Here is a 16,266-nt window from a genome sequence, read left to right as displayed (position 1 = left end):
TTACCCATGAATTTTAGCAAGATTTCCACGTTCGCGCATCATCTCCCCTTCAAATATTAATAGGGCACTCCACTTTTCGTCAACAACAGCCCTGTCTTGGTATGTTCTTGCAAGCTGTAAGAAGGTGGTATAGTGGTTGGCTTCAGAAATCATTAAATTTTTATAAAATTTCGACAATTCTTCATCTTCCATATTTTCTGAAAACACCTTAAAACGCTCGCAACTTCGCGCTTCGATAAGTGCAGCAACAAGTAAGCGTTGTACAAGTGCATTTGTGCGGTCGTTTGTTTTCGTAAAGAATTTTTGCAGTCGAATGGCGTAATCGTTTTTTTGCTCCCTTCCGAGAACCATGCCTCTTTTAACCATTAAAAGATGAACCATTTTAAAGTGTTGCATTTCTTCAATTGCGATATTGCTCATTTCCTTTACCAATTCCGTTTCCTCAGAGTAATTGATAATAATAGAAACGGCATTTGAAGCTGCCTTTTGCTCTAAAAAAGCATGATCTGTTAATATTTGTTCTAAATTTACTTTGGCGATGTCTGCCCACGAAGTGGTAGTTTCAAATTGTAGTCCTAACATTTTTCTATAATTTTTTGCAAACCAGCGCCAAAGTAGGCAAGGGCTTTGATTTCGTTTACACTGGCTAACCGCTCTTTACTAAGAATTAAAAGACCTGTATTTGTAGCTTCTATGTGATATTGTCTATTACTTTCTAAAAACAAAATTAGTTCATCTGTGAAAAATGCTCTAATTTTTTCTTCTTTTTTTCCGGATAAATAAAAGCGTCTGTTAAAATCAGGATGTTTCTTAATTTCAATGTCTTTATATCCAGCGAAATGTAAAAGATATTCAAATACGCCTTCCTTGTCTAGGGTAAATTTAGGAAGGTTTTTTTGAGTTTGAATGTGAAACATTGTCGTTTTAATTACTTGTTTTGCGATCATTTCTCCCTCTGAGAACTGCACATCAAACAACGTGCAGTTATTTTTTGTTAAGACATTGGAAATCTTATTAATTTTCCGCATTTTAAAATATCCAAAGCTTGGTAATTCTTCTATTTTTAGGTCAGAAAAAGCATCATACGAATATTTCATTTCTTCGCTTATATGTTGAATAGATTTTTGCCTTTTTGTTAAAATGCCCTCTTTTGAAGACATGTTTTTTGGCAATGTTTTACGAAGCGCAAAGGGATGTGCGCTGCCTGGTTTAGAATCATCTAAACCGATTACTTCGAAGTGTCCTCCTTTTCTCTCGAAAGTTTCAGAGTAGTTGTTCATGTTTTCCATCACAGAGTGATCTACGAAATCACATAATGAGAAATCTACAATGGCTTCTTTTGTCTCTGGAATTTGATCAAGCTTGGATTTTAATTTTGTGTAATTTAAAAAGCTAGAAAAATTCTTGACACTCACATAATACTTTTCATCTTCGGTAAACATAAGAACATTTGGTTTCAACGTATTTTTAATAAATAACAAACCATTTTTGTTGATTATCATGTGAATTACAAACGTGATACCGATGCCTGCTAAGATTCCGGAAATAAGATTGCTAGCGATGGTTACAAAGAGAGTAACGGTAAATATGATTAACTGCTCAGATCCAATTTTTAAAACTTTTTTTATATTCTCTGGAGCTGCTAATTTATACCCGGTAAATACTAAAATAGCCGCAAGTGCAGCCAGCGGAATTTTGCGCAATTCAGTAGCAAAGAGTAAAATAAAAGCAACTAAGAAGAGGGCATGGAAAAAGTTAGCAGATCTGTTACTTCCTTTATTGTTTACGTTTACAGAGCTTCTAGCGATTACCGTAACTACATTCAGTCCACCTAAAAAACCGCTAATAATGGTGGCAAGTCCTAGGGCTCTAATGTCTTTATTAATGTTTGAGCGTCTTTTTAAGGGATCTAATTTGTCAACGGCTTTGATACTTAGCAAACTTTCGATACTGGAAATTAAAGTAATTGAGATAACGGCACCTATAAATTCTAGTTTGTATATTTTTCCAAAATCAGGAAACGCAAAATTTGCGAATACATCATTTGGTAAATCAATGAGTAAACTTTTATCGATGGGATATTCGGCAATCGCAAAGAGGTCAAAATAATAATACAATCCTACACTTAAAACTACAATCCACATAGGAGCAGGGATGAGTTGAAAGTATCGATTTCTAATTTTACTATAAAAAATCATAATCAGTAAGCTAACAATACCAACCAAACCTGCGTAAAACGAACTTTTGTCAGAGGTACTCACAAAGTGTACGATTCCCTCGGGAATTTGGATGAGTAGTTCAATAATACTTCCTTTAGCATTTAAGTTTCCAAACATTACGTGGATCTGCTTTGCAAAGATACCAATGCCAATGGCTGCCAGCATTCCTTGTATTGCGGAAGAAGGAAAGAAGTCGCCCAAAGCACCCATCCTTAAAAAACCCAAGATTACAAGTAGGACGCCAGAAATAACAATTGCAGCGAGGGTAAACAAGTACCCTTGATACGCATTTCCTTCTCCCAAAATGGTGATTGCGGAAAGGATTACAACAACCAACCCATTTCCAGGGCCTGTGATTGTTACCTTGGACCCTCCAATTAAAGAAACCACGATTCCACCAACTATTGCTGCAATTATCCCAGAAATTGGCGGTGCGCCAGAGGCTAAAGCAAGTCCTAAGCCTAATGGAAGCGCAATTAAAGAAACCACAAATCCAGAAAAAAGGTTTTGCGGAATTTCTCCTAAAAATGTTTTAAAAGGGGTTGTTTTTTGCATTTATTTTACGATTAAAACATCTGTTGGTAATTCTGATAAAATATATTCGATATCGTGAGGGAAAATGCGGTCTAAAAGCCCAAGTTTAAGCGGTGCATTCATGATTAGTAAATCGGCTCTTTTAACTTTTGCATAGTGTCCAATGGAGTAGCCCCTTCTGCCAAAAATACTTTGTGTTTTTATCGTGATATCGTCACAAGGAATCCCTTTTAAAATGGTTTTGATACGCTGGTCTTCTCTGTTTTTTAGACGCTCTTTTTCTATGGTAGCTCTTCTTAAACTTTTGTCATCGTTTACTTGAATTTGCAATTCACTTTGACTTATTTCTTCTACAATCGTCATTTTTTTACAGAGTAAGTGGGTGCAAAATAAGACAGATGTTCGAATAGTTTCTGCGGTATTTTTGTCTTTTAATCCGTTCACAACAATGTGCTTGCAGATTTGTCTTTCAATAGAAGGCTTGATAAGTAACAAAATAGAGCAGCCTATTTTTCTCGTGATTTTCCGTGCGATAGAACCCACGTAGTATTTTAATAAATTTTCTTTTTGTAATGCTCCTAAAATAAGCAGGTCCGCACGTTCAACTTCAGCAGTTTTTAGAATAACAGCAACGGGTTCTCCTTTTTGCCATATTGTTTTTAGTGCGATATTTAATGGATCGGCCTCGGCAACAATACGATTTAAATCGGTTTCCTTTTGAGCTGTTTTTTCACCTACATGAACGCCAATTAATTCGGCATTAAACATATTTGCGATGCGTATTGCTTCGAATAAATTAGGTTTTAAATTGGGAGAAAATGCGATACCGATTAATATTTTATGGATCTTTTGCAAGGCGTGTCTTTAAAAGTGAACGAATAAGCACAAGATACCAAACTTTATAAGAAACAAAAAAACTAATTTTAAATATTTAATTTGATTAAACATCCTTAGTTTTACTTTCATAAAGAAAATAGGTAAGATGTTAGAGTTATCAGGAATCATCATTTTAGGGATATTAGCTCAGTGGGTGGCATGGAAATTTAAAATCCCTGCAATTTTACCTTTAATTCTAATTGGTTTACTGGTTGGGCCAATTGCTGCTGCATATTTGAGTGAGGATGGTTCTAAGTGGATCGAACCAGTATGGAATGGAACCAAAGGTTTATTTCCTGGGGATGGTTTGTATTATTTTGTTTCTTTAGCAATTAGTATCATACTTTTTGAGGGAGGTCTTACGCTTAAGAGAAGTGAAATTAAGAACGTAGGACCCGTAATCACCAAATTAATTACTTTTGGTGCTGCGATTACATTTTTTGGAGCGGGTGTGGTAGCGCATTATGTCTTTCACTTAGGATGGGAAATTTCTTTTCTTTTTTCGGGTTTAATTATTGTTACGGGGCCTACCGTTATTACGCCAATTCTTAGAAATGTACCACTTAAAAAAGATGTCTCTACCGTTTTAAAATGGGAAGGTATTCTAATAGATCCAATTGGGGCTTTGGTTGCTGTACTAGTTTTTGAGTTTATTAGTGTTGGGGGTGGAGGTGGCTTTACAAAAACAGCCTTAATGGAGTTTGGTAAAATTATTTTATTTGGAACCAGTTTCGGGTTTACATTTGCACATGCATTAGCGTATGCAGTCAACAAGAAAATGATTCCACATTATTTACTGAACGTAGCTTCACTATCTACTGTTTTATTCGTTTTTGTAGAGTCAGAGGTTTTTGCGCATGAATCCGGTTTGTTAGCAGTGGTAGTAATGGGCATGGTTTTGGGAAATGGAAAGTTGAAAAATTTAAAAGAGTTGCTGTATTTCAAGGAGTCTTTGAGCATCTTATTAATCTCTATTTTATTTATTTTGTTAGCTGCAAACATCAATATTGAGGAAATGATGCTGCTCTATACATGGAAAACAATAGTATTATTTGCAATGGTAGTTTTTATAATCCGACCTTTAGCGGTGTTTTCAAGTACGTATAAATCTAAGTTGAATGTTCGTGAAAAATTATTTATTAGTTGGGTAGGCCCTAGAGGTATTGTTGCTGCGGGTATTGCTTCTTTATTCGGAAGTAAATTATTAAAGCAGGGTGTAGCAGGTGCAGAGTATATTACACCTTTGGTATTTATGATTGTTTTAGGAACGGTTTTATTAAATGCCACAACGGCAAGACTATTTGCTAAAATGGTAGGTGTTTTCTTAAAAACATCAGATTCTATTTTATTTGTAGGCGCTTCAAACCCAGCCCGGTTAATTGCAAAATACTTAAAAGATAAGGGGAAACGCGTAATTTTAATAGATGCGAACAGCACCTTTATAGCGCAAGCTCTTAATGACGGTTTAGAGGCTTTTAAAGCAGATGTGTACGATGAAGATCTTACCGATAATATTGAGTTGAATGATGTAGGTTATTTAATCGCTTTAACAGGGAGTGATGTGGTTAATTCATACGCCGTCGATCGTTTTTCTAAAGATTTTGGAGAACACGGTACTTATAAGTTGGCATCTTCTAAAGAGATTCGGGAAGCTACCGATTTGGAGCGAAAGAGCTTTTTTACTCCAAGCGACGACTATATTAATTTGAGTGAGGCATATCGTGAAAATCCTAGGATTACAGAAATTAAGATTGAATCAGCAACGGAATATGAAGTGCTTTTTAAAATGTTTTCTAAAGAAGAAAAATCCATTCCTTTATTTATTCAGAAGGGCAAAGCAATTTATTTAATTTCAGAGTTTGAGAATACATCTGAGATTAAAGAGCACTTGACGCTCTCCTATTTCGGTAAAACTATTGGAGATACTTATAAATCCAGTTCAAAAGCTTGACGTAGTTTTTCTAAAAGTGGATTTTTTTCATTTAGTTTTTTGTACTTCTCTTCAGGGGTATAAGCAAATTTCTTCTCTATGGCTTCATTTAGCTGCACGGTTATTGAAATTCCATAGTTATTTAACTTCTCTCGAAGAAACTTCATAATTTGGGGTCTTCCTTTTCTGAATTGATCTTCCATTAGTTTGTTGGGGACTGTAAACGAAATTTTAAAGTCAGCTCCCAAGGAGGGAATATCAGTACCCATAATAGAAGCCATACTGCGCTCTCCTTTTGTGTTTAGCAGGTGCACATAAGCTTTCCATAGTTCTTGCAGTTTTTCTTCTGTAAAATTAGTTTTTGGATGTTGATCAAAATTTTCTTCTACAACTGCTTTTTTTACCTCTTTTTGCTGATTAAATCCCTTTAAGGAATATTTACCCGGTTGTGTGTGCAGGCGACCAATATTTTTAAGGACTGGTTTTTTTAGTGGAAGTTGCTCAGCAACGGTTTTTTGAATTTCTTGTTGTGGCTCGGAAACTAAAGGAGTTGCTTCCTTTTCAGGTTTGTTGACAACGACAACTGGTCCTTTCTTAGCTGCAGGTGAGAGTGCCTGAAAAAATGTTGCAGGAATTATGTAGTTAGCTGGTTTTTTTTTTTCTCCATCAAAAGTGATAGAGGCAATTTGCATGATATTTAGTTCTACCAGGAGGCGTTGATTTTTAGAAGCACGATAATTTAAATCGCAATTGTTCGCCTTTTCAATAGCTTGCAGTAAGAAAGGGATACTTGCCCTCGTGGCTTGTGTTAAGTACTTTTTTTTAGCACTGTCACCCACTTCTAATAAGTCTAAAGTAGCTTTGTCTTTAGCAACTAAGAGATCTCTGAAATGACTTGCCAACCCATTTATAAAGTGATGACCCTCAAATCCTTTGTTTAAGACCACGTTGAAAGCATTTAAAACATCGGGTATTTTGTTGTCTAATAGCAAATCTGTCATTTCAAAATACGTGTCGTAATCTAATACATTTAAGTTTTCTGTAACCGCTTCCCTTGTAAGCTTCTTTCCCGAAAAACTAACAACTCTGTCAAAAATGGAGAGGGCATCTCGCATTGCACCGTCCGCCTTTTGAGCTATTATATGCAAGGCATCATCATCAGCGGTGATGTTTTCTTTCACACTAATTTCTTTCAGGTAATTTTTTGCATCTAAAACACCAATTCTTTTAAAATCAAAAATTTGACAGCGAGATAAAATAGTGGGAATTATTTTGTGTTTTTCGGTCGTGGCTAAAATGAATATTGCGTGTGCTGGTGGTTCTTCGAGTGTTTTTAAAAACGCATTAAAGGCCGCCTGCGACAGCATGTGTACCTCATCTATAATATATACCTTGTATTTACCCGTTTGTGGTGGAATGCGAACTTGATCGGTCAAACTTCGGATATCATCAACAGAATTGTTAGAAGCTGCATCTAACTCGAAAATATTGAAAGCAAAGTCTTCTTCTTCCAAGTTTTCTGTATCTTGTTGATTTATTCTTTTTGCTAAAATTCGTGCACAGGAAGTTTTACCAACACCTCTTGGACCTGTAAATAGTAATGCCTGTGCTAAATGATTGTTTTTTATTGCATTTTCTAACGTATTTGTGATGGCCTGTTGCCCAACAACATCCTGAAAATTTTTCGGACGGTATTTACGTGCTGATACTATAAAATGCTCCATTTAAAATTACGTACTATTTTGATTATTTATATGAGTGTAGCAGAGAGATTTAAATCTATGCAAGCAGAATAATTTAAAAATACAATTGTTCTCTAAATTAGCATTGCAAAAATAACTATCTGAGGCTTTGAAAACAAAAAGGATTCTTAACAAAATGCTAAAGTTGTAAACAACGGTAAAAAGATATGTAATTTTGCAAAGCAATTGTAAGGAGAATATTTGTTAAACGACATTATAAATCCTGAAAAAGGTTTTTGGGGATGCTGTTCAATCATTAGTGTCTTTCTAAATAAATAAATAAATAAATAAAAATGAAAATTTTAAAAGGAGTTTTAGTCGTATTTGGCTTTGTTGTATTGGTTTCTTGCTTCGGATTTGCGGATAAAAAAGATTCTAAAAAAGGGACTGCAACGCATGAGTTTGTTCCACGAGAGAGCACACAAGTAGCTTATTTTGCAAGCGGATGTTTTTGGTGTGTAGAGGCTATTTTCGAAAGTTTAACTGGAGTAGAGGAAGCGGTGTCCGGATATGCAGGAGGTGAAACATTAAATCCAACGTACAAGAAAATAGGGACTGGGAAAACAGGGCATGCAGAAACTGTAGCGGTATATTATAATCCTAAAAAAGTAAGTTTTGAGACATTGGTAACTGTTTTCTTTGGTTCTCATGATCCAACAACGGTCAACGGGCAAGATCCTGATTACGGCACGCAATATCGCTCCATTGCTTTTTATAAAACCGCAAAAGAAAAGAAGATTATAGAGGAAGTAATTAATTCATTAAGCAAGACTGTCTATAAAAGTAAGATTGCAACAGAGGTTACAGCATTTACTAAATTTTATAAAGCAGAAGATTATCATCAAGACTTTGAGCGAAAAAATCCAAACCAAGGGTATGTAAAAGCAGTTTCGGTGCCTCGCCTAAACAAGTTTAAAAAGAAGTTTCCAGGACTTTTAAAAAGTGAGAAACATTAAGTCGATTCTTTAAATAAAAAAAAACCAAGCGAAAGCTTGGTTTTTTTATTTAAATAAAAAAGTTTTATTTAGAAGGCGCTTCTTTTACAACTGCCTTGTCTGCAACAATTCTTTTCTCCATATTCGCAACTTCCCACGCTGTATGAAATACCAAGCGAGTTCTATTTTCTAAAAGGGAGTAATTAATTTTATCTGGAGTATCGGAAGGTTGATGATAATCTGCGTGTGTGCCATTAAAATAGAAAATAATTGGCACATTGTTTTTAGCAAAATTATAATGATCTGATCGATAGTAAAATTTATTAGGATCATTTTCATCATTGTATTTATAATCTAAATTGATGTTCATGTATTTTTTATTCACAGCCTCAGAGATATTGTGTAGCTCTGTGCTTAATTTGTCTGAACCTATTAAGTAGACAAAATTAGGATCTTTTTTATGACGGCTGTCAATTCTACCAATCATATCAATATTCAAATCGCAAACAGTATTAACTAATGGGAATAAAGGTGCTACATCAGTATAATACTTTGAGCCTAGTAATCCTTTCTCTTCACCTGTTACATGTAAAAATAAGATAGAACGTTTCGGTCCTTTACCCGCTTTTACAGCCATTTGAAAAGCTTGTGCAATTTCTAAAATTGCCACGGTTCCAGACCCGTCGTCATCAGCTCCATTGTAAATTTCACCATTTTTAATACCCTCGTGATCTAGGTGTGCAGAAATTACTACAATTTCATCGGGTTTTTCACTTCCTTTGATAAATGCAACTACATTTTCAGAGGCTTTTAAGTTGCCTCTAGAATTTTCTGATAACCAATCTGAAGGCACTTCTTGAAAATAATCATCACCCCCTAAAGGAGAGATAATATTTTCTGATACATAAAAGCTTTTTAAATATTCAACTGCTTTTTTTTGTCCAGCTTCTCCTGTGTTTCTGCCTTCAAATTCGTCTGAGGCATAAATAAATAAGTGCTGTCCTAAATCTTTAGCGGTAATAGAGGCAGCATATTTCGCAGCTTGATCTAAGGGTGCATTTTCTTCAGGAGTCTTTTTAACCGATCCACACGCCATAAACGTAAGCGCACTTGCAATGTAAAGTGTTTTTTTTATCATTTTAATAGTTTTTTTTGGTATTACCTGTTTCCAAAAGTAACAAAAAGTTCTTCTTATTTTGAAGTTATGAGCTTTTAATTACAAACTGTTCTAAGGATTTATCAAATTTAAGTAGTGTATCAGGAAAGATAGTGTCAAAAATATTTTGCGATACCAATGCGGCTGTAGTTCCAAACTGAAGGTTGTTTTCTGTCATTAATATAATTTGATCAGAAAGTTTTAAGGCTAAATTAATTTCATGAGAGGAGATAATAATCGTCTTATTCGTTTCTTTTACGAGTTTTTGTAAAAGCGTAAAAATATTTATCGTTTGGTACATGTCTAAATGTGCTGTCGGCTCATCGAGAATAATTACGGCAGTGTCTTGTGCCAAAGCTCTTGCGATTAAAACACGTTGTAGTTGTCCATCGCTTAGTTCATAAAAGAGCTCGTTTTTTAAATGAGTTATTTCTGTTTGTTTTATGGCAGTATCGATTTTTTCTAGATCAACGCGAGATAAGGTATCAATCCAATTTGTGTACGGTTGTCTCCCTAGGGCAATTAATTCAAAAACGGTTAATTGGCTTTCAGGCAAGCGCTCTGTGAGTACAAGGCTGAGTCTTTTAGAAAGCGCACTCTCAGAGTAGCTGTCTAAAGATTGTTCGTCTAAATAAACAAAACCAGAAATAGGTTTTTGTACTTTAGAAAGTGTTCTAAGTAGGGTTGATTTTCCAATACCATTTTTTCCTAAAACACTGATTAATGTTCCGCTTTCGATGGCTATATTTATCTTAGATAAGACAATTTTATTTCTTTTTTTTTGAGAATATCCGATAGTGAGATTATCGGTTTTTAGGATGATATTTTTTGTGTTTTTAATCATTAAACAAATAGTTTTTTCTTTCTAATCAGTAGCCAAATAACAATAGGAGCACCGAATAAAGAAGTAATTGCGTTTATTGGGAGGGTGAACTCACTTGCGGGTAATTGTGCAATAGTGTCACAAATCAGCATCACAATAGCTCCTAGAAGAAGTACTGCAGGGATTAATACTTTATGGTTGGCAGTGCTAAAAATTATTCTTGCAATGTGCGGAACTGCAAGTCCTATAAAGGCAATTGGTCCGGCGAAAGCAGTAATAACTCCAGTTAAGATGCTCGTAATTAACAAAATAATATTTCTGCTTTTTTTGATATTAATTCCGGTACTTTTTGCATAATTTTCACCCAAAAGCAAGCTGTTTAGTGGCTTTATTATAGTTAATGTTGCTAGAATTGAAATTCCGTAAATGGAAGAAAAAATGAAGAGTTCATTCCAGGAAAGATTCCCTAAACTTCCAAAACTCCAAAATAGGAATTGTTGAATTTGCGATGCTTCACTAAAATAAGTTAAAATACTTATTAAAGCTGCAGTTAGACTGCCAAACATCAGTCCTATTATTAAAATAGACATGGTGTTTTTTACTTTATTAGCCGCTACAATTACTGCTGATAAGACAAAAAAGGCACCCAAACTAGATGCGATTGGCAGAGACCAATAGGAAATTGAATTGGTTAAAAGGAAACCACTAAAAAGAGAACCTCCTAGAATAAATAAGGCAACTCCGAAACTTGCGCCAGAAGAAATACCCAGAACAAAAGGGCCAGCTAAAGGGTTTCTAAATAAAGTCTGCATTAGCAGACCTGCAACAGATAAGCCAGAGCCTACTAAAATTGCTGTGATCGCCTTAGGTACGCGAAAATTTAGAATAATGGTTAGCCAACTTTCTTTGATGCTAATATTACCCGTCAATATGTCTAAAATATCGTAAAAAGGAATGGACACCGAGCCCAAGCTTATATTTAATAAGCCTAAAATTAAAAGGAGCACGAATAAAAGAAGAAATTTTTTTTTAGGTGTTTGTTTTAACATTTTTTAGTGCTCATTAAAAATAATTTAGTCTGCTAGCCATTACTTATAATGTGGTAATTTTTTGGATAAAAAGATGACTTGGCTCATGAATACTTATCCTTCAAAAAACTGACTAATTTTTTGATTGCAATTCCTCTGTGAGAAATGTTGTTTTTTTCTAAAGAGTCCATTTCTGCAAAAGATTTTGTAAATCCTTCTGGAATGAAAATTGGGTCATATCCGAAGCCTTTAGTTCCTTGTTTTTTAATTAAAATTTCACCTTTACAAATTCCTTCAAATAAAAATTCTTGTCCATTTGTATGTAGGCAAATAACCGTTCTAAACTGGGCTTTTCTGTTTTTATGAGGTTGTAGGTCTTTTAATAACTTTTGCATGTTGTTTTCAGGATTATACGGTGTTCCAGCAAATCGAGCAGAATAAACTCCCGGCTTGCCGTCTAAACTTTCTACCTCTAAACCCGTATCATCTGCAAAGCAATCCAATTTAAAAACCTGTGTAATATAAGATGCTTTTAATATTGCATTTCCTTGAAGGGTTGTGGATGTTTCTTCAACTTCTTCCTTACAATTAATGTCTTTTAAACCTAAAAGCTGTATTGATTCTGGCAACATCTCTTGCACTTCTTTTAATTTATTGCTGTTGTTTGTGGCAAATACTAATTTCATTAAAAAGATATAGTTTTACGTAAATGTAACTCTTTCTATCTTGTATCCTTAAGTTTTCGTTTGAGAGAATAAATGACGAGCAATAGAAGTAAAGCGTAGTATTCTGAAAATATATTTTAGGTGTTAAGAAACTTTGTCACTCAGAAAGAAGAAAATTTTTTTGAGGTAGTAGGTCTTGTGTTCAAGTTCTGTTATTAGAGCTGCTTAATTAGAAGCTAATGGAAGACTTGGTTGTGTCGTCTAAAAATTATTAGTTTAAAAATAACCTGTCAACTATATTCAAAAAGATTTAAAAGCCCTTAATTATATTTTCCCCAAAAAACAAATAATTACTTTACCACCAAAATTGAATAATCAACATCAACAGGTATTTTATTTTTTCTTTCCTATTTAATTTGTCTAACAAACTTAATAAAAAACCAAACATCTTTTGTGCATAAACCTATTAGATTGACATTATTTTAACCTAATCAGTAAGAGTTTAATGTAATCAGTAAGATCTAATGGTGTTTTTACGATAATTTTATTACTTTTACTTCCTAATTGTAATTTATAAAATTTGTTAGAATCCTTTTTATTTTTAGTGACAAGCATTGTTGGGTTCATAACCTTTTTTTTAATGATAAGGGTTTACCGCTCTAATCCTTTTTGTAATTTTTATTTGATATTAAATATTGGAATTATTTCTTTCCGATTTTTTGTTCATGGTACGTATGGTGTTGGTTTTCAATCGATATTAGAGCCAACTGCGGGTGTATCTTCAATACTATATTTAATAATTATCCCCAGTGCTTATCTGTATTATAAAAACTTAATATTACAGAATAAGAGATATGATCTTGAAGACTTAAAACACCTTTCTTTCCTACTTTTTTTATTTACTATAAATACAAATGACTTTTTAAAACAAAGTTTTCTCTTTTACTTTGGCGAGATGACCAATGCTATTTTTATCACTATGCACATATTTTTTTATTTAATACTGACGTTCAATCTTTTAAAAAACAAAGTATGGTTTCGAAAAGGGGTAACTTTCAATAACGAACATTTCAACTTGATAAAAAATTGGACTGTTTTTTTTTATTTAATTAATGTATTATGTGGTTGTATGGTAATTGTTTCTGTGTATAACGAATCATATACCGGAGTGCAGCTTTCTGGTAAAACAGCAGTATTGTTTTCATTAGTTTTTTGGCTACTTAGTTTCTTGAAAATTTTAGTTTCTCCCGAGATATTATTTGGTTTACCGGAGCTTAATAAAACGTTGTCAAAGTTTCATTCTTCTGCACTAAAGAATATAGAAGCTATTGTAAATGATAATAATTGGATCAAAGTGTCCAGTAGTGTAAAGAATGCGCAAGACAGAGTTTTACAAGAAAATATAAAGGATCAGATTTCAGATTACATACAGGAAGTTAATAAGTTAAGTACGAAATCTTTGTTTTTTCGCAATCAAAAAGCATCACAAAGCGATATTGCAGCGGACATCGGTATTCCGAAAAGCCATATTGTGTTCTTATTTAAGTATCACTCTAATTTATCTTTTTCTGAATTCCGAATGAATAGTAGGATACAAGACGCTATTGGGCTAATTGAAGGAAGTTTTTTAAACACAGAAACTTTAGAATCATTGGCATATACTACCGGATTTGCCTCTTACAATCCTTTTTTTACAGCTTTTAAGAAAATCACCAATTATGCACCTCAAGAATATGTGAAAGTGAAAAAAGATTTGAAATCCTTTAGTCGTGGTGATAAGGTTCATTCTTTAAAATCGTAAATCCACGATACAGTTGTTCGATAATAAAAAGACGAATCATTTGATGTGAAAAAGTCATTTTAGACAGAGACATTTTTTCATTTGCTTTTTTATATACGTCATCAGAAAAACCATAAGGTCCACCAATAACGAATACGAGTTGCTTAATACCTGCGTTCATTTTTTTCTGCAGATATTCTGAAAATTCAACAGAGCTATAGTGTTTTCCCTTGTCGTCTAGCAGAACTAGTTGGTCTGTATTTTGTAATTTGGATAAAATCAAAGTGCCCTCCTTTTCTTTTTGCTGAATTTCACTTAAATTTTTGACGTTTTTAATATCAGGAATTGTCTCTATCTCGAATTTTATGTAGTGTTTTAAACGATTCTTATATTCTTCAATTAACTGAAGCAAGCTTTTGTGATCTGTTTTTCCAATAACTAAAAGTTTTATTTTCATAATAAATAGGTGGTTTTTCGCAGTGGAGACTTTGTTAAAATTATCGTTTAGATGCGCGCTAGCAGGTATGAGTATTTCCACAAATTTATTAGTTTTAAAGTATAAATTACACAGAAGTCATAAAAAGTTAAAAATCATTGTTATTTTTACAGTAGAATTCGCAAAATATGATATCAAAGGAACAGTTTGAAAAGGAATTAGATCTTATTATTGCCAACGCAATTAGAGAAGATATCGGAGATGGTGATCACACATCACTTTCTTGTATTCCGAAAGGAGCTAAGGGGAAGGCCAAATTACTTGTAAAAGATGAAGGTATTATTGCGGGAGTTGAATTTGCAAAACAAGTTTTTTCATTTGTGGATGCAGACTTGATAGTAGAGACTTTTATTCAGGACGGTGAGAGAGTGACCTATGGTGATGTTGTTTTTATTGTTTCTGGTAGATCGCAATCCATTCTTATGGCAGAACGATTAGTCTTAAATGCCATGCAAAGGATGTCGGCAATTGCCACAAAAACTGCGTTTTTCACCAGTCTATTAAAGGGAACAAAAACCAAGGTTTTAGATACTCGGAAAACAACACCTGGAGTGAGAGCAATCGAAAAATGGGCGGTAAAAATTGGAGGAGGTGTAAACCATAGATTTGCACTTTATGATATGATGATGATTAAAGACAATCATATTGATTTTGCTGGAGGAGTTACTGCAGCAATTACAAAGGCTAAGAAATATTTAATTGAAAAGAAAATTGATATTAAGATAATTGTCGAAGCAAGAAGTCTCGAAGAAGTGAAGGAGATTCTTGAGAATAAGGGAGTATATAGAATTCTAATAGACAACTTTAATTATAAGGACACCAGAAGTGCGGTTGCTTTAATTGGAACCTCTTGTTTGACGGAGTCCTCTGGTGGTATTAATGAAAAGACTATTAGAAAATATGCAGATTGTGGTGTTGATTTTATCTCCTCAGGAGCACTAACACATGCCGTTTCTAATATTGATTTGAGTTTAAAAGCAGTATAACTATTTACTGTAGATAAATTAATTTTTAAAGAAATTATGAATGATAATTATTTTAATAGCATTGAATATTTAAAAGTAGACTTCACGAAAGTAAGTATTGAAAAAGGCGAATATGATAATTGTACTTTTATAAATTGTAATTTTCAAAACACGCATGTCTCAAATTTTCAATTTTTAGAATGCCAATTTTTAGACTGTAATTTTAGCAATGCGAGTCTAAATGACAGTGGTTTTAAAAATGTAACTTTTATTGGGTGTAAAATGATTGGAGTCCAATTTCACGAAGCAAACACCTTTCTTTTACAATTTTTTTTTAAAGAATGTCAGCTAAATTTTTCATCTTTTTATCAGTTAAAAATATCAAACACATCTTTTATATCTTGTAATTTAGAGCAAGTAGATTTTACAGAAACAGATGCAAGCAAAACTGTTTTTGAAGACTGTGATTTAAGAGGAGCAATTTTTGAGGATTCAAATTTAGAGAAAGCAAATTTTAGAACGGCAAAGAATTTTATGATTAATCCATCAAAAAACAGACTACAGAAGGCTAAATTTAGTAGAAATAGTATTGAAGGTTTATTGTCAAACTATCAAATTATTATAGAATGAAATACACGAAATTTTATTTTTTAGGATTCATATTATTTTGGTACTCTTGCGCTAGCAAAGAAACAAAGTTTTCAATTTATAAGTATTCATTAGAAGCACGTGTAGCAGAAAACTTTATTTTAAATACACGGGAAAAGGACTCTTTAATGCTTTATGAATACACCTCGGCTAAGGATTCGGTATTACCAAATACGTATCGTTATTTAGCGGATAAAGAAATGTTGAAATTTAAATCTAGAACGTTCATATCGACCAGAATGAAGTATCGTTTTGACAATTATGTGTTTACAATATATCAAGAAGAAACAGTTCAAGATACCGCAGTTACTTTAGTGTTTAATAAAGATTATGGACTTTTTGCCAGCTTAGGTTTTGGTGAAAATTTTATTTTTACAAAAGAAGAGATGTTGCCAAAAATAGAAGAGTATAATTTTAAGAGGCTTTTTAGAAGTTTAAACAGTGTAAGAACGGAGTAACTCCTCAACTA

15 protein-coding genes are annotated in these 16,266 nt (G+C 33.4%); 6 read left to right on the top strand and 9 right to left on the bottom strand.

The window, feature by feature from the left end; all coding sequences use genetic code 11:
- From PI23P_RS11700 to PI23P_RS11690, 3 genes are read right to left on the bottom strand one after another with little or no spacing between them, the layout of a single operon-like run.
- The gene (locus PI23P_RS11700) at positions 1-582 is read right to left on the bottom strand and encodes a tRNA-(ms[2]io[6]A)-hydroxylase (protein WP_004571083.1); all 582 of its coding nucleotides are present in this window, start codon (positions 580-582) and stop codon (positions 1-3) included.
- The gene (locus PI23P_RS11695) at positions 576-2,774 is read right to left on the bottom strand and encodes a SulP family inorganic anion transporter (RefSeq protein ID WP_004571082.1); all 2,199 of its coding nucleotides are present in this window, start codon (positions 2,772-2,774) and stop codon (positions 576-578) included. The genes PI23P_RS11700 and PI23P_RS11695 overlap by 7 nt, the downstream gene beginning before the upstream one ends.
- Positions 2,775-3,608 carry a universal stress protein gene (locus PI23P_RS11690; protein WP_018942499.1) on the bottom strand — a complete coding sequence of 278 codons (834 nt, stop codon included), beginning with the start codon at positions 3,606-3,608 and terminating at the stop codon, positions 2,775-2,777.
- Between the two features lie 127 nt (positions 3,609-3,735).
- Here PI23P_RS11690 and PI23P_RS11685 point away from each other — a divergent pair, with 127 nt between their 5' ends.
- Complete coding sequence (locus PI23P_RS11685) at positions 3,736-5,580, top strand: cation:proton antiporter (protein WP_004571080.1); 1,845 nt, start codon at positions 3,736-3,738, stop codon at positions 5,578-5,580.
- Here the strand turns inward: PI23P_RS11685 and PI23P_RS11680 are convergent.
- The gene (locus PI23P_RS11680) at positions 5,556-7,283 is read right to left on the bottom strand and encodes a DNA polymerase III subunit gamma/tau (RefSeq protein WP_004571079.1); all 1,728 of its coding nucleotides are present in this window, start codon (positions 7,281-7,283) and stop codon (positions 5,556-5,558) included. The genes PI23P_RS11685 and PI23P_RS11680 overlap by 25 nt on opposite strands.
- A 311-nt stretch (positions 7,284-7,594) precedes the next feature.
- Between PI23P_RS11680 and msrA the strand changes: the two genes are divergently transcribed.
- Positions 7,595-8,257: a peptide-methionine (S)-S-oxide reductase MsrA gene (gene msrA / locus PI23P_RS11675; RefSeq protein WP_004571078.1), complete on the top strand. Its 663-nt coding sequence runs from the start codon at positions 7,595-7,597 to the stop codon at positions 8,255-8,257.
- A 64-nt stretch (positions 8,258-8,321) separates the two neighbouring features.
- Here the strand turns inward: msrA and PI23P_RS11670 are convergent, their stop codons facing one another.
- The 4 genes from PI23P_RS11670 to PI23P_RS11655 all read right to left on the bottom strand — a co-directional run bounded on the left by PI23P_RS11670 (position 8,322) and on the right by PI23P_RS11655 (position 11,929).
- Entirely contained in the window at positions 8,322-9,374 is a 1,053-nt protein-coding gene (locus tag PI23P_RS11670; protein ID WP_004571077.1) for a M28 family metallopeptidase, read from the bottom strand.
- Positions 9,375-9,438: 64 nt separating this feature from the next.
- On the bottom strand, positions 9,439-10,236 hold the full coding sequence (locus PI23P_RS11665; protein ID WP_004571076.1) for an ABC transporter ATP-binding protein: 798 nt from the start codon (positions 10,234-10,236) through the stop codon (positions 9,439-9,441).
- Positions 10,236-11,264 carry an iron chelate uptake ABC transporter family permease subunit gene (locus tag PI23P_RS11660; RefSeq protein WP_004571075.1) on the bottom strand — a complete coding sequence of 343 codons (1,029 nt, stop codon included), beginning with the start codon at positions 11,262-11,264 and terminating at the stop codon, positions 10,236-10,238. The genes PI23P_RS11665 and PI23P_RS11660 overlap by 1 nt, the downstream gene beginning before the upstream one ends.
- Before the next feature lie 83 nt (positions 11,265-11,347).
- The gene (locus PI23P_RS11655) at positions 11,348-11,929 is read right to left on the bottom strand and encodes a non-canonical purine NTP diphosphatase (RefSeq protein WP_004571074.1); all 582 of its coding nucleotides are present in this window, start codon (positions 11,927-11,929) and stop codon (positions 11,348-11,350) included.
- Positions 11,930-12,590: 661 nt separating this feature from the next.
- Here PI23P_RS11655 and PI23P_RS11650 point away from each other — a divergent pair.
- On the top strand, positions 12,591-13,709 hold the full coding sequence (locus PI23P_RS11650; RefSeq protein ID WP_018942500.1) for a helix-turn-helix domain-containing protein: 1,119 nt from the start codon (positions 12,591-12,593) through the stop codon (positions 13,707-13,709).
- Here PI23P_RS11650 and rlmH read toward each other — a convergent pair.
- Complete coding sequence (gene rlmH, locus PI23P_RS11645) at positions 13,672-14,145, bottom strand: 23S rRNA (pseudouridine(1915)-N(3))-methyltransferase RlmH (RefSeq protein WP_004571072.1); 474 nt, start codon at positions 14,143-14,145, stop codon at positions 13,672-13,674. The genes PI23P_RS11650 and rlmH overlap by 38 nt on opposite strands.
- A 167-nt stretch (positions 14,146-14,312) precedes the next feature.
- On the opposite strand from rlmH, the gene nadC reads away from it, so the two are divergent.
- The 3 genes from nadC to PI23P_RS11630 are packed head-to-tail and all read left to right on the top strand — an operon-like array spanning position 14,313 to position 16,255.
- Positions 14,313-15,170: a carboxylating nicotinate-nucleotide diphosphorylase gene (gene nadC / locus PI23P_RS11640; RefSeq protein ID WP_004571070.1), complete on the top strand. Its 858-nt coding sequence runs from the start codon at positions 14,313-14,315 to the stop codon at positions 15,168-15,170.
- 36 nt (positions 15,171-15,206) lie between these two features.
- On the top strand, positions 15,207-15,779 hold the full coding sequence (locus PI23P_RS11635) for a pentapeptide repeat-containing protein (RefSeq protein WP_004571069.1): 573 nt from the start codon (positions 15,207-15,209) through the stop codon (positions 15,777-15,779).
- Positions 15,776-16,255, top strand: a complete 480-nt coding sequence (locus tag PI23P_RS11630; RefSeq protein WP_004571068.1) for a hypothetical protein — start codon at positions 15,776-15,778, stop codon at positions 16,253-16,255. The genes PI23P_RS11635 and PI23P_RS11630 overlap by 4 nt, the downstream gene beginning before the upstream one ends.
- Positions 16,256-16,266 lie beyond the last annotated feature (11 nt).

The sequence above is a fragment of the Polaribacter irgensii 23-P genome (assembly GCF_000153225.1).
GTDB lineage: Bacteria > Bacteroidota > Bacteroidia > Flavobacteriales > Flavobacteriaceae > Polaribacter > Polaribacter irgensii.
Note: the sequence above shows the minus strand (reverse complement) of the source record. Positions and strands in the feature narration are given on the sequence as shown.

Bases quoted from the DNA above. Each gene is read 5' to 3' on its own strand.
- PI23P_RS11635 (WP_004571069.1), top strand. From the start codon at position 15,207: ATGAATGATAATTATTTTAATAGCATTGAATATTTAAAAGTAGACTTC.
- PI23P_RS11660 (WP_004571075.1), bottom strand. From the start codon at position 11,264: ATGTTAAAACAAACACCTAAAAAAAAATTTCTTCTTTTATTCGTGCTC.
- PI23P_RS11700 (WP_004571083.1), bottom strand. From the start codon at position 582: ATGTTAGGACTACAATTTGAAACTACCACTTCGTGGGCAGACATCGCC.
- msrA (WP_004571078.1), top strand. From the start codon at position 7,595: ATGAAAATTTTAAAAGGAGTTTTAGTCGTATTTGGCTTTGTTGTATTG.
- PI23P_RS11670 (WP_004571077.1), bottom strand. From the start codon at position 9,374: ATGATAAAAAAAACACTTTACATTGCAAGTGCGCTTACGTTTATGGCG.
- nadC (WP_004571070.1), top strand. From the start codon at position 14,313: ATGATATCAAAGGAACAGTTTGAAAAGGAATTAGATCTTATTATTGCC.
- rlmH (WP_004571072.1), bottom strand. From the start codon at position 14,145: ATGAAAATAAAACTTTTAGTTATTGGAAAAACAGATCACAAAAGCTTG.
- PI23P_RS11680 (WP_004571079.1), bottom strand. From the start codon at position 7,283: ATGGAGCATTTTATAGTATCAGCACGTAAATACCGTCCGAAAAATTTT.
- PI23P_RS11685 (WP_004571080.1), top strand. From the start codon at position 3,736: ATGTTAGAGTTATCAGGAATCATCATTTTAGGGATATTAGCTCAGTGG.
- PI23P_RS11695 (WP_004571082.1), bottom strand. From the start codon at position 2,774: ATGCAAAAAACAACCCCTTTTAAAACATTTTTAGGAGAAATTCCGCAA.
- PI23P_RS11630 (WP_004571068.1), top strand. From the start codon at position 15,776: ATGAAATACACGAAATTTTATTTTTTAGGATTCATATTATTTTGGTAC.
- PI23P_RS11665 (WP_004571076.1), bottom strand. From the start codon at position 10,236: ATGATTAAAAACACAAAAAATATCATCCTAAAAACCGATAATCTCACT.
- PI23P_RS11655 (WP_004571074.1), bottom strand. From the start codon at position 11,929: ATGAAATTAGTATTTGCCACAAACAACAGCAATAAATTAAAAGAAGTG.